Raw genomic sequence first — 23,050 nt, 5'->3', positions numbered from 1 at the left:
TCCGCTCTATACGATCCGGCGCGCCCCGTCACGGGGCCTTTTTACGCTTGCCCGGCTGGGAATTGCCGGAAAACAGCACAAGCCCCACGGCACCGGCAAAAATTGCGATATCGGCGACGTTGAAGGCAAAGGGGTTGTCGAGCCCGCAGCACGACATGTTGAGGAAGTCCGCCACCGCGCCATAGAGCAGCCGGTCGACCACATTGCCAAGCGCGCCGCCGATCAACAGACCGCCCGAGATCAGCCCCAGCCGCCCCGGCGGATCGCGCCGCAGCCAGACCGCCACAAACAGAACGATCCCCAGCGCCACGGCGATCAACGTCCAGCGCGCCGCTGCCGCGTCATCGGCGAACAGTCCGAAATTCACGCCGCGGTTCCACGCCATGCGGAAGTTGAGGAACGGCGGCAGCACGTCGATCGCCTGCCGCTGCGCGAGCCCCATCACATGCACCACGAGCCATTTCGAAAGCTGATCCACCACGAAGGTGATCAGCGCGGTCACCGATACCAGACGCATGAGGTCTCCTATTGCCGGGGCCCCGCCCCGCTCCACGCGCATCGGTCTACAGGCAGCGCCGGCAGAGGGAAAGCCCCGCCCGGCTCACGGCTGCGCCATGGCGCGGCGCAGCAGCGCGCGGAAGGCGCCGCTGGCCGCGATCTCGTCGATCGGGCCGGGGTCGTTGACGGTAAGCGCGGCGCAGATCAGCCGCTCCTCGCTGTCGTGCAGGGCAAGGGTGAAATTCAGCACGCCGGGCTCCGAGCCGCCCTTGTAGGCCGCCGGGGCAAGACCCGAGGCCGGGCCGGGATTGAGTTGCAGCAGCGGCAGATCGGCCATCGGCTCGATCAGCGCGCAAAGGGTCTCGAGCGGCAGATACCACTCGATGCCGGGCACCGACGGGCCATTCACCGCCGCAACATCGGGCGGCAGGATCGCGGCTTCGGCGGCGATGGATGGCCGCGCTTCGGGCTCGGCATCGCGCCAGACCTGCGCCGCCACGGGATCGGCCTTCAGCGCAAAGAACTCCCGCGTCGAGAGCAGCGCCTCGGGCGCGATCCCCAATTCCTCGGCCACGGTCTCGCGGCCCAGCAGATCAAGCAGCAGATCGGTGGCGGTATTGTCGCTCTCGGCAATCATCAGCAGCGCGGCGGTGTGCAGCGTCACCGGCGCATCCGTCGGGAAATCCTGCAGCCGCCCGGTGGGCAGCGAGCGGTGCGGCTCCGCGATCCGCAGCACCCGATCCCAATCGGTCTTGCCGGCCCGCACCTCGCGCGCCAGCACCGAAAGGATCCCCAGCTTGAAGGCCGAGGCCACCGCCAGCGGATGCGCCGCGCCCTGCGCCGCCAGCACCTCGCCATCGCGCTGCACCAGCCAAGCGACCTCGGCGCCGAGCCCCTCCAGCCCCGCCACCGCCGCGCGCAGATCGGCCACCAGCGGCTCTGGCGCGCCGAACCTCAGCCCGGCGATCCGGCCTTGATCATCAAGCACGATGCGCACCGGCACCTGATGAGTGGCGCTGCGCAACTCGCCGGCGCCGCTGGGCTGCAGATCAATCTCCTCGACCGGCCCCACCTGCGCCGCCAATGTCTGCAAAAGGCCATCCAGCTGCGCCTCGGGCACCGCTTGGGCAAACTCGGGCGTGACCGTCACCGCCCCTGCCCCATCGCTCAAAAGCGCCTGCAGCGCCGCGCGCTCGGCCTCTTGCGCCGCCGCCGGCGCCGCAAAGCCCATCCCGGCCAGCATCAGCGCGACCGCCAGAAATCCCTTCACGCCAATCACTCCCTCAAATCCCATCGGGCAAATCCAATTGCGCAAATGCAAAGAGAGGCCCCGGCAGGGCCCCTCTTTCATCTTTCCACAAATACGTCCGGGGGTGAATTGGCCATCGGCCAAGAGGGGGCAGAGCCCCCGTCCCTGCCCCTGTCCCTGCCCGGTTTCAGTGCCGGAAGTGGCGCATCCCGGTGAAGACCATGGCAAGGCCCGCCTCGTCAGCCGCCGCGATCACCTCATTGTCGCGCATCGAGCCGCCCGGCTGGATCACCGTGGTCGCGCCTGCAGCCGCCGCTTCGAGCAGACCGTCAGCAAAGGGGAAGAAGGCGTCGGAGGCCACGGCAGAGCCTTTGGTCAGCGCCTCGGGAAGCTCCAGCGCCTCGGCCATGCGTTCGGCCTTCTTGGCGGCGATCAGCGCCGAGTCGACGCGGCTCATCTGGCCCGCGCCCACACCGACTGTGGCGCCGTTCTTGACGTAGACGATGGCGTTCGACTTCACGTGCTTGGCGACTTTCCACGCGAACAGCAGGTCCTGCAGTTCCGCGTCCGAGGGCTGGCGCTTGGTGACCACTTTGAGATCTTCCAGCGTGATCAGACCGTTGTCCTTGTCCTGCACGAGCATGCCGCCCGACACCTGACGATAGGCGAGCCCCGGCTCTGCGGTGTTGGCAAGGCCGTTGGTGGTCAGCAGGCGCAGGTTCTTCTTCTTGGCAAAGATCTCCTTGGCCGCATCATCGGCGCCCGGCGCGATCACCACCTCGGTGAAGATCTCGGTGATCGCCTCGGCGGTCTCGGCATCCAGCGGCTTGTTCAGCGCGACGATGCCGCCGAAGGCCGAGGTGCGGTCGCAGTCGAAGGCCTTCTGGTAGGCTTCCTTCAGGGTCGCGCCCTTGGCGACGCCGCAGGGGTTGGCGTGCTTGATGATCGCGCAGGCCGGGCCGTCGGCGGGCAGGAACTCCGAGACCAGCTCGAAGGCGGCATCGGTGTCGTTGATGTTGTTGTAGCTCAGTTCCTTGCCCTGATGCTGCACGGCGGTCGCCACACCCGGACGGTCCGAACCGTCACGGTAGAAGGCGGCTTTCTGGTGCGGGTTCTCACCATAGCGAAGGGTCTGGGCGATCTCGCCCGAGAATACCCGGCGGCGCGGCGCGTCGTCGCTCAGCGCAGCGGCCATCCAGGTCGAGACCGCGGCGTCATAGGCGCCGGTGCGGGCATAGGCGACCTGCGCCAGCTTCTGGCGGAAGGCATAGGTGGTCGCGCCGTCATTGGCGTCAAGCTCGGCAAGCAGCGCCTCGTAGTCGGCCACATCGGTCACGACGTTGACGAAGGCGTGGTTCTTCGCCGCGGCGCGGATCATCGCCGGACCGCCGATGTCGATGTTCTCGATGCAGGTGTCATAATCGGCGCCCTTGGCGACGGTTTCCTCGAACGGGTAGAGGTTGACCACCAGCAGGTCGATCCCGGTGATGCCATGCGCCTTCATCGCCTCGACATGCGCGGGGTTGTCACGCAGCGCCAGCAGGCCGCCGTGGACGCGCGGGTGCAGCGTCTTGACGCGGCCGTCCATCATCTCGGGGAATTCGGTCACATCCGACACGTCGCGCACCGTGAGGCCCGCCTCGCGGATCGCCTTGGCGGAGCCGCCGGTGGAGAGCAGCTCGACACCCCTTGCGCTCAGCGCCTTGGCCAGGTCGATGAGACCGGTCTTGTCGGAGACGGAAATCAGAGCGCGGGCGACGGGGTGCAGATCAGGCATAAGGAGGGTCCCAGATGGTTCAGAGCGTCACATCCGGCTCGTCCTGGGCAAGGTCTCGGATCGCGACAGCGGTGTCCTGCGCTTTACCCAGCGACCAGCGGATGCGCGTCGCATACTCTATCGCGCGCCCGGATAAAACGATCTGTTGCGCCCCGCGGGGCCTCAAACGGCCCTTTTCGAGGTAAACCGAGCTTTCAAGGGATAAATCCGCGCCCGGCTCGGTGCGAAACACCCAGATCTCGCCCGACCGCAGCGCCAGAGAGACCGCCGTGCCACCCATGTCGATCTCGGCATCCACGTCGGGATGCAGGTGAAAACGAATCTCATAGGGAATGCCCGAAAGCCCCGCCTTGTCGATCCGCCGGTCAAAGGCTTTGCGATCCCCGGCGTCGAGCGCAAACAGCATGTCTTCACCCGACAGCATGCGCCCATCCAGCGTCAGTTCCAGCTTGCGCGCGTGGGTCAGCCCGTGGCTGCGCTTCCAGCCGTCATGCGCGCCTTCGAAGCGCCATCCAGAGGCGTCCTGCTCGAGCTCCACCGGCACATCGCCCGGCGCCTCGACGATCAATTCGCGCTCGATGCCGCCGATCCGGCGCCGCGCGCCGAGCTTGGAACTGGACGAGGCATCAAGGCACAGCGTTGAATGCGAGGGCGTGGCGCGTCCCGCGCGGCGCCATTCCTCACCAAAGACTTTACCCGCACCGCAACTGACGATCAGCGGTCGCCGCCCCGAGGTCAGCTCAAAGCCCAGCGTCGCGGCATGCGCCTCGGCGGAGGCGCGCCCCGCCGGAGGCGCGGCGGCGTCGATGATCACCGTGCTGCGCCCGCCTGCCAGCCGCGCGAAGCCCATGGCCAGCCCCTCGACCGGGCGGCGCCGCACGCCAGAGGCCGCCAGCGCCTGATCGAGCCGCCCCTCGGCGCCGCGCCCGCCACCGTGGAACCGCGCCAGCCCGCCATCGGCATGACGCAGCGCGCGCAGGCTCGGCGCGATGCGGGTGATCGCGTTCAGATGCGCGGGACCGGGCTCGATATCGCCCTCTTCCAGTGCCGCGCGCGCCCATGTCAGCAGGGTGAAGACCTCAAGCAGTTCTTCGGGGTTGCGCGTCGGCAGCCCGCCCGCCACGTCGATCTGCCGGGTGCACTCCAGATCCAAGGCGCGGCGCGCCGGATCGAGATATGCGCCCATCCCTTCCAGCGAAAGCGACGCATAGATCAGCCCGGTGAGCGCCTCGAAGCGCGGCAGTCCGGGCAACGCCGCACCCCGCCGCTTGGCCAGAAAGCGGGTCTGCGCCGCCAGCGCGCGGTAGAAGCGCGTCGATTGCTCGGGGGTCATGCCGCGCAGCAGGAACAGCGCGTGGTGGATCCAGCGGATCAGCCGCCGCCCCGAAAGCTCGGGCACCCAGCCCGGCCCGGTGCCGCGCCCAAAGCGGTCGATCCAGCCCATCAGCCAGTTCTGCGCGAGGTCCCGCGCCTGCGCGTCCCCCACCGCCGCAAGATCGTCGAGCCAGCCGAAGGCGTGGATCTCTTCCTGCCACGCGCTGTCGTCGACCTCGATGTCCCAGATGCTGGTGCCCGGTGCTTCGGCCAGATAGCCGGCGAACATCAGGTTCCCGGCGCAGAGCTGCCGCCCGCGGGCAAATTGGCCGGTCGCGCGAGGCTCGGGCTGCGAGACAAAGGCGGTGGCGCTTCCGGCCCGCGCGGCGAGCCGCGAATGCACGCGGTTGAGAAACTGCGTGGTGGTGACCGACCAGCTCGCCATATCTACCATGCCCTGCCCTTCTGCCCGCCTCGGGGCTTTTGCGGCAAGGGTAGACCCGGCAGAGGCGCAAGTCACCGGGCAAGCGGCTTAAATCGCGCAAACGCGATGCCAAACACCGGCCTTTGCGACCTACGCGCAACGCCGGGCGGCCCCGCCGCCCGGAAACGAGGCAGGCTTACCCGGCGGGCTTTTCCAGAACCGCCATGTAAAAGCCGTCCATGCCGCCGCGCTCGGGCCAGAAGTCCGGACGCAGCCGCAGGCCGCCTTCCTCGCTGCGCCAGCCCTCTTCGATCCACGGCGCGTCGAGCGGCAGCACCTTCAGCCCGTCGTGGCGCGTCAGCGCCTCTTCGATGTGGCATTCGCCCTCATCGGGCAGCAGCGAGCAGGTACAGAACACCAGACGCCCGCCCGGCTTCAGCAGCGACAGCGCGTGATCGAGCATCGCCTCCTGCAGGCCGATCAGCTCCGAAATGCCCTCGCCTTGCTTGGCATGGGGCAGATCGGGGTGGCGGCGGATAGTGCCGGTGGCCGAACAGGGCGCGTCCAGCAAGATCGCATCATAGCTGCCGGTCGCCTCCAGCGCGTCGCCCACCTGCGTCTTGGCCTTCAGCCCGGTGCGGATGAGGTTCTCGAGCACCCGCGCCATGCGGCCTTCCGAAAGATCGAGCGCCGTGACCTCGGCCCCGCCTGCGGCCAGTTGCAGCGTCTTGCCCCCCGGCGCGGCGCACATGTCCAGCACGTGCAGGCCCTTCACGTCGCCCAGCAGCTTGGCGGGCAGCGCCGCGGCGGCATCCTGCACCCACCATCCGCCCTCGTCGAAGCCGGGCAGCGCCGAGACCTGACCGGGATCCGCCAGCCGCAGCGAGCCGGTGGGCAGAAGGTCGGCCCCAAGCCGCTCGGCCCAGCCTTCGGCATCCGCGCTGACGGAAATATCAAGCGGAGCGCCCGCCAGATGTGCGCGCTCCATCTCCGCAACAGCAGGGCTGCCCCATGCCGCGACCAGCGGATCGCGCAGCCAGCGCGGCAGGCGCGGCACGCGCAGTTTGGCCCACAGCTCGGGGCCCTCGTCGGCGAGCCTTCGCAGCACAGCGTTGACCATGCCCGACATGGTCTTGGTCTTACGATCGGCGGAAATCAGGCTGACGCAATCGTTCACCACCCCATGCGCCGCGCCGCCGGTGCAAAGCTCATAGGCGCCAAGCCGCAGCACGTTGCGCACCGACAGCGGCGGCGCCTTGCGCAGTCGCGGCTTCAGCACCTGATCGCAGCGTGGCAGGTTGCGCAGCACATCGGTCGCCAGCCGCTGCGCCGCCGCGCGGTCCGCCGGATCGAGCCGCGCAAAGGATCCGGCCTGCATGGCGTCGCTCAGCTGGCGCCCTTGCCCCAGCACCTGCCCAAGCAACGCCACCGCCGCGGCCCGCGCGGGGCTCGCCGACGGGGTCTCCTTGGTCTTGCCCGGACGCTTGCCCTTGCCGGGGCGTTTTGTGCTCTCTGCCATCGGACCCACTCCGCGAACCTGCGGGTCTTGCCCGCGCCTGATCCCGGGGCCTATATCAAGGGGACCCACGCAAGGAAAGCGCGCCCGAGGAGGGCATAGCCATGAGCGACGAGACACGCCCCGAGATTTCCGCCGATCTTCCCCCCGCCGCGCAGCGCGCGCTGGCCGAGGCCGAAGCGCGCCGCAAGGCCGAAGCCGAGGCCCGCGCCAAGGCCCCGCAGGCCAAGGAATACGGCGGCCGCGACGGGCTCGACCCGGCGCGCTATGGCGACTGGGAGAAGAAAGGCATCGCGATCGACTTCTGAGATCGCGCACCTCCCGCGACGCCAGCGCCTGTTGACGCGCCCGCCCGCCTTGGCAATCGTCGGATTATCCGTCGATCAAAGAGGTAAAGCGTGCCGCCCCCTGCCGAAACCGGCTTTCACGCGCTGAGCGCCGAGGACACGGCGACCCGCCTTGGCGTGGCGCCGGGTGCCGGCCTGTCCGAGGCGGAGGCCGCCAAGCGGCTGGCACAGGTCGGCCCGAACCGGCTGCGCGAGCAGAAACCCCAAAGCCTGCTGACGCTGCTCCTGCACCAATTGCGCAGCGTCATCGTCTGGCTGCTGGTCGCGGCCGCCGGGTTTTCGCTGCTGGTGCAGGATCACGTAGAGGCGCTGGCGATCCTCGCGGTGCTGGCACTCAACACCGCCATCGGCTTTTTCACCGAATTGCGCGCCGCCCGCTCGATGGAGGCGCTGCTGCATATGGCCGAGGTGCAGACCCGCGTGCGCCGGGGCGGCGCCGCGCGGATGGTGGATGCCCGCGATCTGGTGCCCGGCGACGCGGTGATCCTCGAAGCGGGCGACGTGATCACCGCCGATCTGCGGCTGACGCGCGCCTCGGGGCTCTATGCCGATGAATCCGTGCTTACCGGCGAATCGCTGCCAGTGGAGAAGAGCGCCGATCCCGCCGCGCCCGAGGCTCCGCCCGCCGAACGCCGCAGCATGGTCTTCAAGGGCACGGCGCTGACCCGCGGCAGCGGTGAGGCCCTCGTCACCGCCACCGGGATGGCGACCGAGCTGGGCCGCATCTCGAAACTGGCGCAGGAGGCCGAGGCCGAGGCGTCGCCGCTGGAACGGCGGCTGGCGCGGCTGGGGCAAAAGCTGGTGTGGCTGACGCTGGCCCTCGCGCTGGTGATGATCGGCGCCGGGGTGGCGCGCGGCCATGCGCTGATCGACATGATCCAGACCGGCGTCGCGCTCGCCGTAGCGGCAATCCCCGAGGGGCTGCCGGTGGTCGCGACGCTCTGCCTTGCGCGGGGCATGTGGCGCATGGCGCGGCACAACGCGGTGATCACGCGGCTCGCGTCGGTGGAAACGCTGGGCGCGACGACGGTGATCCTCACCGACAAAACCGGCACGCTCACCGAGAACCGCATGCAGGTGGCGCGCTACCTGCTGGACGGGGGCGATACCTCGTTCCCGCCGCAAGACGCCGTGGCAAAGGGATCCCCCCTCGCGCTGGCGCTGCGGATCGGCACGCTGTGCAACGGCGCCGAGCTTGGGCAGGACGGCACGCGCGGCACCGGCGATCCGATGGAACTGGCGCTTCTGGAGGCGGCGAAAGACGCGGGCATTGCAGCGGACACCCCGGCGCTGACCGAGCATGCTTTCGATCCGGAACGGCGCATGATGGCGACGGTGCACGCGAGCGACGGCGGCGTGCTCTATGCGGTGAAGGGCGCACCGGAGTCGGTGCTTGAGGTCTGCGACCGGGTTCTGAGCGCATCAGGCGAGACCCACCTCGACGAGACCGCGCGTGCCCGCTGGCTGGCGCGCAACGAGGCGGCGGCGGCGGATGGTCTGCGCGGGCTGGCGCTGGCGATGAAACATGCCGCAACCCCGGATGAGGCGCCCTACGAGGGGCTGACCCTGCTGGGGCTGGTGTGTTTCGCCGATCCGCTGCGCGCCGATGTGCCCCCCGCCATCGCCGCCTGCCGCGCCGCGGGGATCCGCGTGGTGATGATCACCGGCGATCACGCCCAGACCGCCGCCCGCATCGCCCGCGACGCGGGTCTGCATGAGGGCGCGGCAGAGGTGATCGAGGGCAGCGCGCTCGCCGGGTTCGATCCCGCCACCGCCAGCGAGGACGACCGCGCCCGACTGCGCCGCGCCGATGTTTTCGCCCGCGTCGCGCCGGACATGAAGCTGGCGCTGGTCGCCGCCTATCAGCGCGACGGCGAGATCGTTGCGATGACCGGCGACGGGGTGAATGACGCCCCGGCGCTGAAGAAGGCCGACATCGGCATCGCCATGGGCCAGCGCGGCACGCAGGTGGCCCGCGAGGCGGCGCATATGGTGCTGCGCGACGACCGTCTCGCCACCATCGTCGAGGCGGTGCATCAGGGCCGGGTGATCTTCGGCAATATCCGCAAGTTCGTGGTCTATCTGATGTCGTGCAACCTGTGCGAGGTGCTGGTTGTCACGCTGGCGGTCAGCGCCGGGCTGCCTGCGCCGCTGCTGCCGCTGCAGATCCTCTTTCTCAACCTCGTGACCGATGTTTTCCCCGCCTTCGCGCTGGGGATGGGCCGCGGCGATGCGCAGGAGATGCAGCGCCCGCCGCGCGATCCCGCGGAGCCGATCCTTGGCCGCGCGCAATGGGTCTGGATCACCGCGCTTGGCGGTCTGCTGGCCGCTGCGACGTTGGGGGCCTTTGCGCTGGCGCTCTATGCGCTGCATCTGCCCGGCGAGGAGGCGATCACCGTCGCCTTCGTGACGCTGGCGCTGGCGCAGCTGTGGAACGTCTTCAACATGCGCGCGCCGGGAACCGGGCTTTGGGACAATGACGTGCTGCGCAACCCCTATGTCTGGGGCGCGCTGGCGCTCTGCACCGGGCTCATCGCCGTGGCGCTGTGGCTGCCGGGCCTGTCGCAGGTGCTGCGCCTGCCCTCTCCGGGCGGGGCCGGGCTGGGGCTGGCCTTTGGCCTGAGCCTTGTACCGCTGGTCGTTGGGCAGATCGCGACCGGGCTGCGCGCAGCCCGGCCCAGTGTATCTGCGCCTGAATCAAGCGCGCAAACCCGTCGCTGAGGTCAGTCGCCGAGGCCAAGCACGTCGAGCATATCATACTCGCCCGGTGCCTTGTCCTGCCCCCAGACCGCCGCCTTCAGCGCACCGCGAGCAAAGAGCGCACGGTCCGAGGCGATGTGCTTGAGCGAGATCCGCTCGCCCGCGGCGGCAAAGATCACCTCATGCTCACCCACCACGTCACCGCCGCGCAGCGCGGCAAAGCCGATGGTGCCGCGCTCGCGCGCGCCGGTGATGCCGTCGCGGCCCCGGTCCGAGGCTTCCGAGAGCGTCACACCCCGGCCCTCTGCCGCCGCCTCGCCCAGCATCAGCGCGGTGCCCGAGGGCGCGTCGACCTTGCGGTTGTGGTGCATCTCGACGATCTCGATGTCCCAATCCTCGTCGAGCGCCGCGGCCACCTGCTTGGTCAGCTTGGTGAGAAGATTGACCCCAAGGCTCATGTTGCCGGCGCGGACGATCACCGCGTGACGCGCGGCGGCGCGGATCTTTTCCAGATCGCTCTCTTCGAGGCCGGTGGTGCCGATCACATGCACCGCGCGGGCCTGCGCCGCCAGTTCGGCGAACTGCACCGTTGCGGCCGGCGCAGTGAAGTCGAGCACCGCCTGCGCCTTGGCGAAGGTCTCGAGCGGGTCATCGCTGACGGTGATGCCCATCTCGGTCCCGCCCATGCAGGTGCCGAGATCGCGGCCCACCCAATCATTGCCCTCACGCTCGACCGCGCCGACGAGTTTGACCTTGTCGCTGGCCAACACCTCGCGCACCAGCATCTGGCCCATGCGCCCCGACACGCCCGTGACGACAATCCCCGGCAGTTCCGACATCTTGCTCTCCGTTCCGCGTAGCTTTGCGCCCGGCTTACTCTGCCTCGGGGCGGTTGGCAAAGCAGATGTCCCAAAGGAAGGCGCGCTGCCGCAGAGGGCGCTTTCCGCCCGTGGACGCCACTAGCGAGAAAGAGTGGTGAGGAATGCGGCCATCTACCCCGCCGCGCCGCGTGCAGATCTCGTTGACATCTTCTTGGCAAAGCCCTGCGGGAGGCCTATGTCTGCGCCATGGCAAAAAACAGATTCCACGAGGGCTCCGGCCCCAGCCAGAGACAGCTTCGGGTCGGCGAACTCATTCGCCGGACCTTGGCGGACGTGCTCAATCGCGGCGATGTGCACGACCCCGAGCTGAACCGGCTTTCGATCACCGTCGGCGAAGTGCGTTGCTCGCCCGATCTCAAGGTGGCCACCGCCTATGTGGTGCCCCTTGGCGGCAAGGACAGCGGCAACATGTTCGAGCTGCTCGAGCGCAACAAATCCGAGCTGCGCCGCGCGATCTCGAAAGAGATGACGCTGAAATACGCGCCCGATCTGCGCTTCCGCCTCGACGAGACCTTTGACCGGCTCGATGAAACCCGGCGGCTGTTCTCGCAAGAAGAGGTGCGCCGCGACCTTGATGGCCCCTCGGACGAGGACGACGACGCGTGAGCCTGCGCGCCGCCCTGACCGCGCTGTCGCTGGCGGCGGCGGCGCTCGTGCCTTCGCTGGCCGCCGCGGTAAGCTGTGAAAGCAAGACCTTCGAGGATCGCGACTACACGCTCTGCCGGGTCGGCGCGGACGAGGATCTGCGCACCTTCCTGCGCGCGCCGGGCGGCGAGGTCTGGGGGCATTTCGCCACGCTGGACGCCGCGCTGCGCGAAAAGGGGGAGCGGCTGGTCTTCGCGATGAACGCGGGCATGTACCACGAGGACCGCGCCCCCGTCGGCCATTATGTCGAGGACGGCACCGAGGAGATGCGCGTCATCTCCAGCCCCGGCCCCGGCAACTTTGGCCTGCTGCCGAACGGCATCCTGTGCGTCGCGGAAGGCACCGCAGAGGTCTATGAGACCCGCGACTTCCTCGCCAAGAAGCCGCAGTGCCGCTATGCCACGCAATCCGGGCCGATGCTGGTCATCGACGGCGAACTGCACCCGCGGTTCCTGCCAGACAGCACGTCGCGCTACATCCGCAACGGCGTCGGCACCTCGGCGGACGGCAAGGATCTGATCTTTGCCATCTCGGAGGAACCGGTGAGCTTTTACGAGTTCGGCACGCTGTTCCGCGACGGGCTGGAGATGCCCAACGCGCTGTTCTTCGACGGCAATGTCTCGCGGCTCTTCGCGCCCGACTTTGGGCGCACCGACATCGGTCGCCCGCTCGGCCCCATCGTCGGGGTGGTCGAGCCATCGAGCTGAGCAGCCCCGCCTTTGCGCCGCCGAAGGTGGCGCTATCGCCGCGCCCCCGGCTTGCCTTGCAGGTCCCCGCGGCCTACCCAGATATCAAAGACTTCCGGAGGTGACATGGACGGCGTGATGGATCGCAACGAAGCCAAGGACCTGCAATCGCTGACCGCGCAACTGCTCGACGTGGCGAAACAGGCGGGCGCGGATGCTGCCGACGCCATCGCCATCGACGGCACCTCGCTCAGCATCGACGTGCGCGGCGGCGCGCTGGAACAGGCCGAACGCGCCGAGGGCACCGACATCGGGCTGCGCGTGCTGATCGGCCAGCGCAGCGCGGTGGTATCGGCCTCGGACGTGAAGCCCGAGACGCTGCGCGCCATGGCCGAACGCGCCGTGGCCATGGCCCGCGAAGCCCCCGAAGACCCTTATGCCGGGCTCGCCGATCCTTCGCAGCTGGCGCAGGACTGGGATCTTGCGGCGCTCGAACTGGCCGACCCCGCCGCCGATCCGGCACCCGACGCGCTGCAGCGCGATGCGCTGGAGGCTGAAGCCGCCGCGCTGGCGGTGAGCGGCATCACGCAGGTGCAGGCCTCGTCGGCCTCTTACGGCGCGCAGCGCGTGCATCTTGCCGCCAGCAACGGCTTTTCCGGCGGCTACGCCCGCACCTCGCGCTCCACCTCCTGCGTCGCCATCGCCGGCAGCGGGCTGGGCATGGAGCGCGACTATGATGGCGACAGCCGCACCTTCCAATGCGACCTGCGCAGCCCCGCCGAGATCGGCCAAAGCGCCGCTGAGCGCGCGCTGGAGCGGCTGAACCCTCGCAAACCTAAGACCGGCGCCTACCCGGTTCTGTTCGACGAGCGTATCTCGGCCTCGCTGATCGGGCATCTGGTCTCGGCGGCCAATGGCGCGGCGGTGGCGCGCGGCGGCTCTTGGCTGCGCGACGCGCTCGGCGAGCCGGTGCTGCCCGATGGCCTGTCGCTGATCGAGGATCCACACCGCGCCCGCGTGTCGGGCTCGCGCCCCTTCGACGCCGAGGGCCTGCCGACGCAGCGCCGCGCGCTGGTCAAGGACGGTGTGCTGCAGGGCTGGACGCTTGATCTGGCCAACGCCCGCAAGCTTGGGATGGCCCCCACCGGCAACGCCGCGCGCGGGCCCTCCTCGGGCCCTTCGCCGACGGTCTGGAACCTTGCGCTGACGCAGGGCGAGAAGACCCGCGCGCAACTGATCGCCGAGATGGGCCGGGGCCTTCTGGTCACCTCGATGATCGGCGCGACGATCAACCCCAACACCGGCGACTACTCGCGCGGGGCGGCTGGCTGGTGGATCGAGAACGGCGAGCTGGCCTATCCGGTCTCGGGCGTCACCATCGCGGGCAACCTGCGGCAGATGCTGCGCTCGCTCGTGCCGGCCAATGATGCGCGGCCGTGGCTGTCGCGGGTGGTGCCCTCGCTGCTGGTCGAGGGGCTGACGCTTGCCGGCGAGTGACAGCGACCGCCTGCTGCTCGAGCGCGCCGCCCGCGAGGCGGGCGTGCTGGCGCAATCCTTCGGCGCCAATGATCTCGACGTGCGGCGCAAGGAGGCGGACGGCAGCCCGGTGACCGCCGCCGATCTGGCGGTGAACGACCTTCTTGGCAGCACCCTGCGCGGCGCCCGCCCCTCCTATGGCTGGCTGTCCGAAGAAAGCGCCGAAGACCCCGCCCGCCACGCCGCCGAGCGGGTGTTCATCATCGACCCGATCGACGGCACCCGCAGCTTTATCGAGGGCGCCGACACATGGGCGCATTCGCTCGCGGTCGCCGAGAACAGGCGCATCACCGCCGCCGCCGTCTACCTGCCGAAGCGCGACCTGCTCTACAGCGCCGCCGCCGGTCAGGGCGTGACGCTCAACGGCGTGCCGATCCGCACCACCGGCACTTCGGTGCTGGAAGAGGCCGAAGTTCTCGCCCCGCGCCCGGTGATCGACGCGCCCTATTGGCGCGTGCCGCTGCCGCCGCTGCGCCGCGCGCACCGGCCCTCGCTGGCCTACCGGCTGGGACTGGTGGCCGAAGGCCGGTTCGATGCCATGCTGACCTTCCGCCCGACGTGGGAGTGGGACATCGCCGCCGGCACGCTGCTGCTGCAGGAGGCTGGCGCCACGGTCACCGACCGGCTGGGCCGCCCGCTGCGGTTCAACGCGCGCCATCCGCAGCACCCGGGCGTTGTCGCGGCCAACCCGGCGCTGCATGGCGACATCATGAACCGGCTGACCCTCGCCCCTTAACCGGCCCCTGAGCGATCTGCCTGCGCCACCCGATCGTCGTCTCGTGATCACGGAAAATACCTGACCCGCGGTCGAATCTTGACGCTGCGGCCGCAGAAAGTAGGTTGCGCGCGTCAACACGGGAAAGGATCCCCCATGCCTCAACGACTTCACCTCGTCTTCGGCGGCGAGCTCGTCACCCCCGAAAAATCCGTGTTCAAGGACGTGAACGACATCCATATCGTCGGCATGTACCCCGATTACGCCTCTGCCTATGACGCCTGGAAGGCCGAGGCGCAGCGCACCGTGGACAACGCCCACATGCGCTACTTCATCGCCCATATCCACCGTCTGCGGGACGAGGAAACCGAAGTGTCGCCGACCGAAGAACTCGGCTGACCCGCATGGGGCGCAGGCCGTTTTCCCTTGCGGCCTATCTGGCCTACGCCCGCGGTCGCGGCGGCGCCGCGCCGCCGGTCAGCGCCCCGCCGCGTCCTAGTGGCGCGCTGCTCTGGCTGCACGCGGGCGGGCCCGGCTCGGGCCGCGCGCTTGCGGCTCTGGCCGCGCGGCTGCTGGTCCAGCGGCCCGACCTGTCGCTCATGGTGACCGGGCAGCCCGACCACCCGCCGGAAGGCGCGCTGTCCGTCCCCCTGCCCGGAGAGACCCCGGCGGAGGTCGAGGCCTTCTGCGCCCATTGGCATCCGCAGGTGTGTTTCTGGATCGGTCAGAAGCTGCGTCCGGCGCTGCTGCAGAGGATGCAGGACACGGGCACCAAGCTGGTGCTGCTCGACGCCCGCGACGCGCCATGGACCAGTCCCGCGCCCAGCTGGGTGCCGGACCCGGCAGGCGCGACGCTGCAGCTGTTCGACCGTATCTGCCCGGTGGATGACCCCGCCCGCCGCCGCCTGCGCCGCGCCGGCGTCGAAGAGCGCGCCATGCCCGCCACCGGCCCGATCACCGACAGCGCACCGCCGCTCGATTGCAACGCGGCGCTTTATGAAGAGATGGCCGGGGTTCTGACCGGACGCCCGGTCTGGCTCGCCGCGCGGCTGCGCAGCGCGCGCGAGGCCGAGGAGGTGCTGCTGGCGCATAAACGCGCGGTGCGCCTCGCGCACCGGCTGCTGCTCATCCTCGTGCCCGCCACCTATGATCTCGCCCCCGAAATCGCCGAGGCGGCGCGGGCCTCCGGGCTGCGGCTCTGCGCATGGGAAGCGGGTGAAATGCCAGATGAGAACACGCAGGTTCTGGTCACCGAGGACGCCTCGGAACTGGGCCTGTGGTACCGGCTGGCGCCGGTGGCCTTCCTTGGCGGCTCGCTGGTCAACGGCCACGGCGGCGAGGATCCGATGGAGGCGGCGGCGCATGGCACGGCCCTGCTTTACGGACCCAACGTCGGGCGTCATCTGCCCGCCTATTCGCGGCTTGCCGAGGCGGGCGCGGCGCGCATCGTGCGCGATTTCAACTCGCTCGGCGCGGCGCTCACGCAGCTTGTGGCCCCCGACCGCGCCGCCGCCATGGCCCATGCGGGCTGGGATGTGATCACCGAGGGCGCCGAGCTGACCGACGAGATGATCGCGCTGGCCTGCGGCTGGTTCGACGAAGCGGAGCACGCCTGATGCGCGCGCCCGGCTTCTGGCAAACCGCCCCCGAGGCCCCTGCATGGCAGGCGCGGCTGCTCGCGCCGCTGGGCGCGCTCACCGCAGCCGCCACCGCGCGGCGCGTGGCCAAGGGGTCCGGCGCGCGCGTCGGCGTCCCGGTGATCTGCGTCGGCAATATCAACGCCGGCGGCACCGGCAAGACCCCGACCGTCATAGCTCTGCTCGAGCGGCTGCGCGAGGCGGGCGCGCATGTGGTCTCGCGCGGGCATGGCGGCAGCCTCTCGGGACCGGTCGAGGTCGACCCGCGCCAGCATAGCGCCGCCGAGGTCGGTGACGAGCCGCTGCTGCTGGCCGCCTTCGGGCGGGTCTGGGTGTCGCGCGACCGCGCCGAGGGCGCGCGCGCTGCCGTTGCGGCGGGCGCCAAGGCGATCATCCTCGACGATGGCTTCCAGAACCCCGGCCTGGCCAAGGACCTCTCGATTATCGTGGTCGACGCGCGCTACGGTTTCGGCAATGGCCGCTGCCTGCCCGCCGGCCCCCTGCGCGAGCCGGTGGCGGTGGGTCTGCAGCGCGCCGATCTGCTGCTCTCGATTGGCGGCGACGACGCGCAGCGGACCTTCGATGCGCAATGGGGCGATCAGATCGCCCTGCCCCGCCTGCGCGGCGCGCTGGAGCCGCTGCAGACCGGCATGGACTGGCAGGATCTGCGCGCACTGGCCTTCGCTGGCATCGGCCATCCCGAGAAGTTTTTTGCCACGCTCCGCAGCCTCGGTGCCGAGATCGTTCGGGGTGAGGCTCTGGAGGATCACCAGCCCTTCACCGCCGCGCTGCTCACAAGGCTGGAGCGCGAGGCGCAGATGCTGGGCGCACAGCTTGTCACCACCGAGAAGGACGCCGCGCGCCTGCCCGCCGCCTTCCGCCCCAAGGTGCTGAGCCTGCCGGTCCGCCTGCGCTTCAAAGACCCCGCACCGCTGGACGTTGCGCTGGAAAAGCTCGGGCTCTGAGAGGGCCTTTCATCTTTCCTCAAATACTCCCGCCGGAGGCGCCGTGCTGAAACGTCAAGCGCGGCGCCCGTGGAGAGCGCCGCGCCATGCGTATTTTCAGAACAATGAAAGGGTTACTCGGCGGCCCAGCCGCTGACCGATTTCACCTCGAGGAAGTCGAGAATGCCGAAGGAGCCACCCTCGCGGCCATTGCCCGACTGTTTCATGCCGCCGAAGGGCGCGCCCGCGGCGCGGCCGGTGCCGTTGTTCTGCACCATGCCCGAGCGCAGCTGCCGGGTCAGCCGGTTCACCCGCGCGGCATCCTGGCTCTGCACGTAGTTGGTGAGCCCATAGGGCGTGTCATTGGCGACGCGCACCGCCTCTTCCTCGGTCTCGAACTTCATCACCGAGAGCACCGGGCCAAAGATCTCTTCGCGCGCGATGGTCATCTCGGGGGTCACATCGGCAAAGACCGTGGGGCGCACATAAAAGCCCTTGTTCAGCCCTTCGGGACGGCCAAGGCCGCCCGCCACGAGACGCGCGCCTTCGTCGATGCCCTTCTGGATGAGGTCCTGGATCTTGCCCCATTGGACCTCATTGACCACCGGGCCGATGTGATCGCCTTCCTGCTGCGGGTCGCCGACCTTCACCGCCTCGGCGGCCTTTGCCGCCTGCTCGACCGCCGTGTCGTAGAAGGGCGCTTCGACCATCATGCGCGAGGGCGCGTTACAGCTCTGGCCGGAGTTTTCCATCATGTGCAGCACGCCGCGTTTCACCGCCTCTGGATCGGCATCGGCGAAGACGAGGTTGGCGCCCTTGCCGCCCAGTTCGAGGTGGACGCGCTTGAGAGTATCGGCGGCCGCCTTCGAAATCGCCCGGCCCGCGCGGGTCGAGCCGGTGAAGCTGACCATATCCACGTCCACATGCGACGACAGCTGCGTGCCGACGCGCGCGCCATCACCGTTGACGAGGTTGAAAACGCCCTTCGGGAACCCGGCCTCATCCATCATCTCGGCAAAGAGGATGGCGTCGAGCGGGCTTTCCTCGGAAGGTTTCAGCACCATGGTGCAGCCCGCCACCGCGGCGGCACCGACCTTCAGCGTCACCTGGTTCATCGGCCAGTTCCACGGGGTGATCAGCGCCGCGACGCCCACCGCTTCATGGATGATCCGGTGCTCGGGAATGTCCTCGCGCAGCGCGTGCTCAAAGGGGAACTCCTTGGCGGCGCGGATGAAATTGGTGAGGTGGAAGGTGCCCGCCCCGACCTGATCCGAGCGCGACAGCGAGATCGGCGCGCCCATCTCGAGGGTCATCGCCTGCGCCATCTCTTCGGCGCGCGCCTTATAGACCTCGAGCAGCTTTTCGACATAGCCGATCCGCTCGGCCACCGGCATCGCCATCCAGCCCGGCAGCGCGGCCTTGGCGGCGGCGACGGCGGCGTCGGTGTCGGCCTGATCGCCCAGCGAGATGACCGCGCAGGGCTCTTCGGTGGCCGGGTTGATCACGGCGTGGTCGCGCGGCGTGACCGGGTCCACCCATTGACCGTCGATGTAGAACTGGCGCTTCTCGATCATGATGCTCTCCGCAAGTCTGGAAGTAAGTCTTGATTTGATCAAATTATCCCTGGCGGCACAGTGTCACTGCGTCGCGGGCTCCGCAAGCGGCCTCTTTACATCGTGTTTGCAGGACGTATCTATTTCGCGAGACCAAACGCCGATCACTCGGACAGGAAAGGACTATTCCAATGGCTCTTCGCATCAACGACACCATCCCGAACCTTCACGTGGTCACCGATCAGGGCGAATACGACCTGCACGACTGGATCGGCGACAGCTGGGCGATCCTGTTTTCGCACCCGAAGGACTTCACCCCCGTCTGCACCACCGAGTTCGGCGCGGTCGCACAGCTGGCCGACGAATGGGCCAAGCGCGGCACCAAGGTGATGGGCATTTCGGTCGACGGCGTCGAAGAGCACAAGAAGTGGAAAGGCGACATCGAAGCGGTGGCCGGTTCCGAAGCGGGCTTCCCGATCATCGCCGATGACGGGCTGGAAGTGGCCAAGGCGCTCGACATGCTGCCCGCCGATGCCTATCTGCCCGACGGTCGCACCCCGGCGGACAGCGCCACCGTGCGCTCGGTCTTCATCGTCGCGCCGAACAAGAAGGTGCAGCTGATGATGACCTACCCGATGTCGGTGGGCCGCAACTTCGCCGAGGTGCTGCGCGCGCTCGACGGTCTGCAGCGCACCTATGAGCAGCCGCTGGCGACCCCGGCGAACTGGGAGACCGGTCAGGACGTGATCGTCGCCCTGTCGCTCGACAACGAGGCGGCGGCCGCGAAATACGGCGCGCTGGACATCAAGCTGCCCTACCTGCGCTTCGCCAAGAACCCGGACTGACGCGCAGTTCTTAGGTACTGATCAGGGGACCACCCGGCGGCGACGCCGGGTGGTTTTCTTTTGTCCGACCGCCACTCATGTGGGCATGGCAAAGCGCGCGCTCGCGGCAAATGCGAGGAACGGCGCCTTGAGACGCCCTTGGGTGGTGTGTCTGCGCCGCTGTCCTGCTAAACTCGAAACAAGTCTTTTTGTTACTTACCAATCCATTGAAATCACGACTTGAATCGAGGCCTACATGCCGCGCGACATATTGCGACTTCTTTCCATTCTCCTGCTTTCTCTGACCGCCTTCATCGCCTACCCCGCCACCGCGCAGGAAACCGCCGATGCCCCGCCCGAGGCGGCTGCCGAAGAGCCGCCCTCCCCCGCCGAGCAAGTGATCGAAGGTGCCGAGGAACGGGGCCGTCAGGCCGCGATCAGCCGGCCCGAGGTGCTCTCGGCGGCGGGCGCCGCCGATGCGCCGCTGGAACCCGAGAGCGATGCTGCGCTGCTCACCGCGCTGGCCAATCCGTCGATTCCGTCTGACGAACTGGCGCTGCGCACGCTGCCGCTGACCGCCGCCGAGCTTTCGCAGCTGGCGCAGGCCTGGGAGGGGATCGCCAAGGGCATGACCAAGGCGGTGGTGCAAGAGCAGATGGCGATCAATGCCCGCGAGGCCAATGGCGAAGAGGTGCCGCGCGAGCGGCTGACCCAGCTTACCGAGGTCCGCAATGACGCTTTCGAGAACCTCAGCACCGTGGTCGCCGCGCTGGAAGCCAAGGGCGGCGACGAGGCCGAGGTTGCGGGCTACCGCGCCTACCGGGCGGCCATCCATGTCGACGAAACCCAGCGCGCCGATTGGCGCACGCTGCTGTCGCAGGCGGCGAATTGGGCGACGGATGAAGATGGCGGCGTGCAGCTGGCGCTGCGCGTGGCGGTCATCGTCGGCTCGCTGCTGGGCCTGCTGATCCTCGCCCGCGCGGTGCGCGGCGTGGCGCGCCGGGCGCTCTCGCGGGTGCCCGACCTGTCGAAACTGCTGCAGGCCTTCATCGTCATGGTGATCTACTGGCTGACCATCGCGTTCGGGTTGATGATCGTGCTCAGCGCCTTGGGGATCGACGTCACACCGCTCTTCGCTCTGGTTGGCGGCGCGTCCTTCATCATCGCCTTCGCCATGCAGGACACGCTGGGCAACCTTGCGGCGGGACTTATGATCATGATCAACCGGCCCTTTGACGAGGGCGATTACGTCACCGTGGCGGGCACCGGCGGCACGGTGCAATCGGTGTCCATCGTCTCTACCACCGTGCTGACGCCCGACAATCAGGTGATCGTCATCCCCAACTCCAAGGTCTGGGGCGACGTGATCACCAATGTCACCGCCAGCGCCACGCGCCGCGTCGATCTGACCTTCGGCATCGGCTACGGCGACTCGATCGAAAAGGCGCAGGAGGTGCTCGAGAAGGTGGTGGCCGAGCATCCGCTGATCCTCGACGATCCGGCGCCGGTGGTGCGGGTCAATGCTCTGGGGGCCAGTTCGGTGGATTTCATCTGCCGGCCTTGGGTGAATGTCGAGGATTACTGGACGGTGTATTGGGACCTCACCCGGCAGGTGAAGGAGGCCTTCGACCGCGAGGGGATCTCGATCCCCTTCCCGCAGACCGACATGCATGTGCATATGGCCAAGCCCGGCGCGCTGCCCTTCACCGAAGAGGCAACCAAACCCGCGCCGCCCGAGGAGGGCACGCCCTATCACGCGCGCGAAGATCGGGTGACCTCGTTCCGGCGCGGCGACGAGGGCTATGACGAGGACAGTGACAACACCTGAAGCGCTAGCCGCGCCGCCTCAGATGTTGAAATCATAGACCCCGCTGCGGCGGCGCGGGATCGACTGACGCTCGATCATCCGGCGGGTGTGCGGACGCTCCGGCCCGCGGTGCAGCGCCATCAGCCGCTCGAAGGTGCCGCCGTCGGCCTTGGTCCGGCGGGTGTTGTGGCGGATGTATTCGACCCATGTGGGCACGTGGTAGGTCTCTTCCCACATCCGCGGGTTCTCGAGATCGCGCATCAGCACCCAGTTCTGCGCCCCGTCCCGGATGCGCACGCGGCGGCGCTCGGCCATGATCGCAAGGAACTCCGGCACATCGTCCGGGTCGATCTCGAACTCCGTCGAGGCGACGATCGGACCGCTGCGCATCTTCAGGTCGAGATGCAGCACCGGCTCTTTGAAGCGGTCGAGCGGCGACAGATCGAGATCGCTGTATTCCGGCAGCGGCATCTTGAAGCCGACCACGGCGGCGATCGCCAGCAGCACCGCCGCGCCGCCGAGCGCCGTGCTGAGCCCCCAGCCGTCCGACACCGAGCCCCAGACCCAGCTGCCTGCCGCCATGCCGCCGAAGCTGGCCGACTGGTAGAGCGCGATGGCCCGCCCGACGACCCAGCGCGGCGTCGACAGCTGCACCGTCACGTTGAACAGCGACAGCGCAACGGTCCACGCCATGCCGTTGAGCAGCAGCGCGGGCAGGCACAGCAGCAGCGTCGGCGCCACCGCAAGGATCGACGTGCCGGTCACCGCCGCCAGCGCCGCGACCCGCACCAGATGCTCGTTGTCGAACCGGTCGCGCAGCCGCGCGTTGTTGAGCGCGCCGATCACCGCGCCGACGCCGAAACAGCCCAGCATGATCCCGAAGGTCGAGGCGTCGCCGCCCAGCCTCTCATGGGCGATCAGCGGCAGCAGCGACAGCACTGCGACCGATCCCAAGCCAAAGAGGAAGGCGCGCGCCATGACGTTCATCAGGTTCGGCGACATGGCGACATAGCGCAGCCCCGAGCCCACTGCGAGCCGCATCGGCTCGGGCGGCAGCGAACTGTCCGGCGGCGGCGACTTCCAGCGCCAAAGCACGGCGATCATCGGCAGATAGCTCACCGCGTTCAGCGCGAAGGCCGCCGCTGCCCCTGCCACGGCGACAATGACGCCGCCGATCGCCGGACCGACCGAGCGCATGGCGTTGAAGGCCATCGAGTTCAGCGCCACCGCCGAGGGCAGATCGTTGCGCGGCACGATGTCGCCCAGCGAGGCCTGCCACGACGGGTTGAAGAAGGTCGATCCGGTGCCGATCAGGAAGGTCAGCACCAACAGCAGCCAAGGCGTCAGAAGCTCGAACCACGCCAGCGTGCAGAGCAGCGCCGCCGAGGCCATCATGAAAAGCTGCGCACCGATCATCACCCGGCGGCGGTCGAAATTATCCGCCAGCGTCCCGGCGAAGATCGCGAACAACATCGCCGGCACCGACACACCCGCCTGCACCAGAGCCACCATCGCGTCGCTGTCGGAGATTTGCGTCATCATCCAGCCCGCGCCCACCGACTGCACCAACGTGCCGAGGTTCGAGGCCATGGACGCCGTCCAGCGGGCGCGGAACGCCGGGATGCGCAGGACGGTGAGGGGCGAGGCGGATTTGGTGGGCATGGCTCTCGGGGGGCTCTCGGGGGCTGGTCGCCGGCCCTTGGGAGCGACAGAAGCGAGGGGCCTGCCGCCAAGGTAGAGCGGTTTTTTCCCGCGTCGCCAAGGGGGCTGCGGGAAAATAGATGCGCGACGCATGTATTTGCCGAAGGACCCTCAATATGAGCAAGTGGGGAGTCCGCCCGGAATCAAGGCGAAGCCGCCGGGCCAGCGCCTGCCCGTCCCGGCGGGCTGGCGCTTTGTTTCCCTTGCGCGGAGATCGTGTGTTTGACGGACGTGGCCGAGATAAAGCGCCGACCCCAACCGTCTCGGCGCCATCCCACGGGCAGCCGCTCGCCCGA

The 23,050-nt window shown here is 68.7% G+C and carries 19 protein-coding genes; 11 read left to right on the top strand and 8 right to left on the bottom strand.

Annotated elements, in window-relative coordinates; all coding sequences use genetic code 11:
- Positions 1-28: 28 nt before the first annotated feature.
- From lspA to ACXAD2_RS22795, 5 genes are all read right to left on the bottom strand, one after another.
- The gene (gene lspA / locus ACXAD2_RS22815) at positions 29-517 is read right to left on the bottom strand and encodes a signal peptidase II (RefSeq protein ID WP_164179403.1); all 489 of its coding nucleotides are present in this window, start codon (positions 515-517) and stop codon (positions 29-31) included.
- Positions 518-601: 84 nt separating this feature from the next.
- Complete coding sequence (locus ACXAD2_RS22810) at positions 602-1,768, bottom strand: serine hydrolase (RefSeq protein ID WP_475175447.1); 1,167 nt, start codon at positions 1,766-1,768, stop codon at positions 602-604.
- A gap of 166 nt (positions 1,769-1,934) precedes the next feature.
- Positions 1,935-3,524: a bifunctional phosphoribosylaminoimidazolecarboxamide formyltransferase/IMP cyclohydrolase gene (gene purH / locus ACXAD2_RS22805; protein WP_475175444.1), complete on the bottom strand. Its 1,590-nt coding sequence runs from the start codon at positions 3,522-3,524 to the stop codon at positions 1,935-1,937.
- Between the two features lie 19 nt (positions 3,525-3,543).
- Positions 3,544-5,292 carry a heparinase II/III family protein gene (locus ACXAD2_RS22800; RefSeq protein WP_475175440.1) on the bottom strand — a complete coding sequence of 583 codons (1,749 nt, stop codon included), beginning with the start codon at positions 5,290-5,292 and terminating at the stop codon, positions 3,544-3,546.
- Positions 5,293-5,458: 166 nt separating this feature from the next.
- A complete protein-coding gene (locus tag ACXAD2_RS22795) occupies positions 5,459-6,781 on the bottom strand; it encodes an RsmB/NOP family class I SAM-dependent RNA methyltransferase (protein WP_475175433.1) in 1,323 nt (440 codons plus the stop codon).
- Between the two features lie 101 nt (positions 6,782-6,882).
- On the opposite strand from ACXAD2_RS22795, the gene ACXAD2_RS22790 reads away from it, so the two are divergent.
- Together ACXAD2_RS22790 and ACXAD2_RS22785 are read left to right on the top strand one after the other, a co-directional pair.
- Positions 6,883-7,086 (top strand): DUF1674 domain-containing protein, encoded by a 204-nt coding sequence (locus ACXAD2_RS22790; RefSeq protein WP_066108468.1) that lies wholly within the window; start codon positions 6,883-6,885, stop codon positions 7,084-7,086.
- 90 nt (positions 7,087-7,176) lie between these two features.
- The gene (locus ACXAD2_RS22785) at positions 7,177-9,846 is read left to right on the top strand and encodes a cation-translocating P-type ATPase (RefSeq protein ID WP_475175424.1); all 2,670 of its coding nucleotides are present in this window, start codon (positions 7,177-7,179) and stop codon (positions 9,844-9,846) included.
- Positions 9,847-9,848: 2 nt separating this feature from the next.
- Here ACXAD2_RS22785 and dapB read toward each other — a convergent pair whose 3' ends face one another.
- Positions 9,849-10,664 (bottom strand): 4-hydroxy-tetrahydrodipicolinate reductase, encoded by an 816-nt coding sequence (gene dapB / locus ACXAD2_RS22780; RefSeq protein WP_066108466.1) that lies wholly within the window; start codon positions 10,662-10,664, stop codon positions 9,849-9,851.
- A 228-nt stretch (positions 10,665-10,892) separates the two neighbouring features.
- On the opposite strand from dapB, the gene rbfA reads away from it, so the two are divergent.
- From rbfA to lpxK, 7 genes are all read left to right on the top strand, one after another.
- The gene (gene rbfA / locus ACXAD2_RS22775) at positions 10,893-11,312 is read left to right on the top strand and encodes a 30S ribosome-binding factor RbfA (protein ID WP_224907302.1); all 420 of its coding nucleotides are present in this window, start codon (positions 10,893-10,895) and stop codon (positions 11,310-11,312) included.
- Positions 11,313-11,314: 2 nt separating this feature from the next.
- On the top strand, positions 11,315-12,058 hold the full coding sequence (locus tag ACXAD2_RS22770) for a phosphodiester glycosidase family protein (protein ID WP_475178356.1): 744 nt from the start codon (positions 11,315-11,317) through the stop codon (positions 12,056-12,058).
- 117 nt (positions 12,059-12,175) lie between these two features.
- The gene (locus tag ACXAD2_RS22765) at positions 12,176-13,534 is read left to right on the top strand and encodes a TldD/PmbA family protein (protein ID WP_475175410.1); all 1,359 of its coding nucleotides are present in this window, start codon (positions 12,176-12,178) and stop codon (positions 13,532-13,534) included.
- Positions 13,521-14,309: an inositol monophosphatase family protein gene (locus ACXAD2_RS22760; RefSeq protein ID WP_475175404.1), complete on the top strand. Its 789-nt coding sequence runs from the start codon at positions 13,521-13,523 to the stop codon at positions 14,307-14,309. The genes ACXAD2_RS22765 and ACXAD2_RS22760 overlap by 14 nt, the downstream gene beginning before the upstream one ends.
- A 135-nt stretch (positions 14,310-14,444) precedes the next feature.
- Entirely contained in the window at positions 14,445-14,687 is a 243-nt protein-coding gene (locus ACXAD2_RS22755) for a DUF4170 domain-containing protein (protein WP_066108458.1), read from the top strand.
- Between the two features lie 5 nt (positions 14,688-14,692).
- Positions 14,693-15,904 carry a 3-deoxy-D-manno-octulosonic acid transferase gene (locus ACXAD2_RS22750; protein WP_475175400.1) on the top strand — a complete coding sequence of 404 codons (1,212 nt, stop codon included), beginning with the start codon at positions 14,693-14,695 and terminating at the stop codon, positions 15,902-15,904.
- Positions 15,904-16,890 carry a tetraacyldisaccharide 4'-kinase gene (lpxK, locus tag ACXAD2_RS22745; RefSeq protein WP_475175398.1) on the top strand — a complete coding sequence of 329 codons (987 nt, stop codon included), beginning with the start codon at positions 15,904-15,906 and terminating at the stop codon, positions 16,888-16,890. Before ACXAD2_RS22750 ends, lpxK begins: the two co-directional genes overlap by 1 nt.
- Positions 16,891-17,003: 113 nt before the next feature.
- On the opposite strand, the gene ACXAD2_RS22740 is transcribed toward lpxK, so the two are convergent.
- Positions 17,004-18,443 (bottom strand): aldehyde dehydrogenase family protein, encoded by a 1,440-nt coding sequence (locus ACXAD2_RS22740; RefSeq protein WP_475175395.1) that lies wholly within the window; start codon positions 18,441-18,443, stop codon positions 17,004-17,006.
- Positions 18,444-18,613: 170 nt separating this feature from the next.
- Here ACXAD2_RS22740 and ACXAD2_RS22735 point away from each other — a divergent pair, with 170 nt between their 5' ends.
- The gene (locus ACXAD2_RS22735; protein WP_475175393.1) at positions 18,614-19,267 is read left to right on the top strand and encodes a peroxiredoxin; all 654 of its coding nucleotides are present in this window, start codon (positions 18,614-18,616) and stop codon (positions 19,265-19,267) included.
- A gap of 235 nt (positions 19,268-19,502) precedes the next feature.
- On the top strand, positions 19,503-21,074 hold the full coding sequence (locus ACXAD2_RS22730; protein ID WP_475175390.1) for a mechanosensitive ion channel family protein: 1,572 nt from the start codon (positions 19,503-19,505) through the stop codon (positions 21,072-21,074).
- Positions 21,075-21,092: 18 nt separating this feature from the next.
- Here ACXAD2_RS22730 and ACXAD2_RS22725 read toward each other — a convergent pair whose 3' ends face one another.
- Positions 21,093-22,715 (bottom strand): MFS transporter, encoded by a 1,623-nt coding sequence (locus ACXAD2_RS22725; protein ID WP_224907295.1) that lies wholly within the window; start codon positions 22,713-22,715, stop codon positions 21,093-21,095.
- Positions 22,716-23,050 lie beyond the last annotated feature (335 nt).

This window comes from Salipiger sp. ABN3_019 (assembly GCF_056158605.1).
This window is presented reverse-complemented; position numbering and strand designations above follow the sequence as displayed.

Coding starts and splice junctions, on each gene's coding strand:
- lspA (WP_164179403.1), bottom strand. CDS start 517: ATGCGTCTGGTATCGGTGACCGCGCTGATCACCTTCGTGGTGGATCAG.
- purH (WP_475175444.1), bottom strand. CDS start 3,524: ATGCCTGATCTGCACCCCGTCGCCCGCGCTCTGATTTCCGTCTCCGAC.
- ACXAD2_RS22800 (WP_475175440.1), bottom strand. CDS start 5,292: ATGGTAGATATGGCGAGCTGGTCGGTCACCACCACGCAGTTTCTCAAC.
- ACXAD2_RS22795 (WP_475175433.1), bottom strand. CDS start 6,781: ATGGCAGAGAGCACAAAACGCCCCGGCAAGGGCAAGCGTCCGGGCAAG.
- ACXAD2_RS22790 (WP_066108468.1), top strand. CDS start 6,883: ATGAGCGACGAGACACGCCCCGAGATTTCCGCCGATCTTCCCCCCGCC.
- dapB (WP_066108466.1), bottom strand. CDS start 10,664: ATGTCGGAACTGCCGGGGATTGTCGTCACGGGCGTGTCGGGGCGCATG.
- rbfA (WP_224907302.1), top strand. CDS start 10,893: ATGGCAAAAAACAGATTCCACGAGGGCTCCGGCCCCAGCCAGAGACAG.
- ACXAD2_RS22765 (WP_475175410.1), top strand. CDS start 12,176: ATGGATCGCAACGAAGCCAAGGACCTGCAATCGCTGACCGCGCAACTG.
- ACXAD2_RS22755 (WP_066108458.1), top strand. CDS start 14,445: ATGCCTCAACGACTTCACCTCGTCTTCGGCGGCGAGCTCGTCACCCCC.
- ACXAD2_RS22750 (WP_475175400.1), top strand. CDS start 14,693: ATGGGGCGCAGGCCGTTTTCCCTTGCGGCCTATCTGGCCTACGCCCGC.
- lpxK (WP_475175398.1), top strand. CDS start 15,904: ATGCGCGCGCCCGGCTTCTGGCAAACCGCCCCCGAGGCCCCTGCATGG.
- ACXAD2_RS22740 (WP_475175395.1), bottom strand. CDS start 18,443: ATGATCGAGAAGCGCCAGTTCTACATCGACGGTCAATGGGTGGACCCG.
- ACXAD2_RS22735 (WP_475175393.1), top strand. CDS start 18,614: ATGGCTCTTCGCATCAACGACACCATCCCGAACCTTCACGTGGTCACC.
- ACXAD2_RS22730 (WP_475175390.1), top strand. CDS start 19,503: ATGCCGCGCGACATATTGCGACTTCTTTCCATTCTCCTGCTTTCTCTG.
- ACXAD2_RS22725 (WP_224907295.1), bottom strand. CDS start 22,715: ATGCCCACCAAATCCGCCTCGCCCCTCACCGTCCTGCGCATCCCGGCG.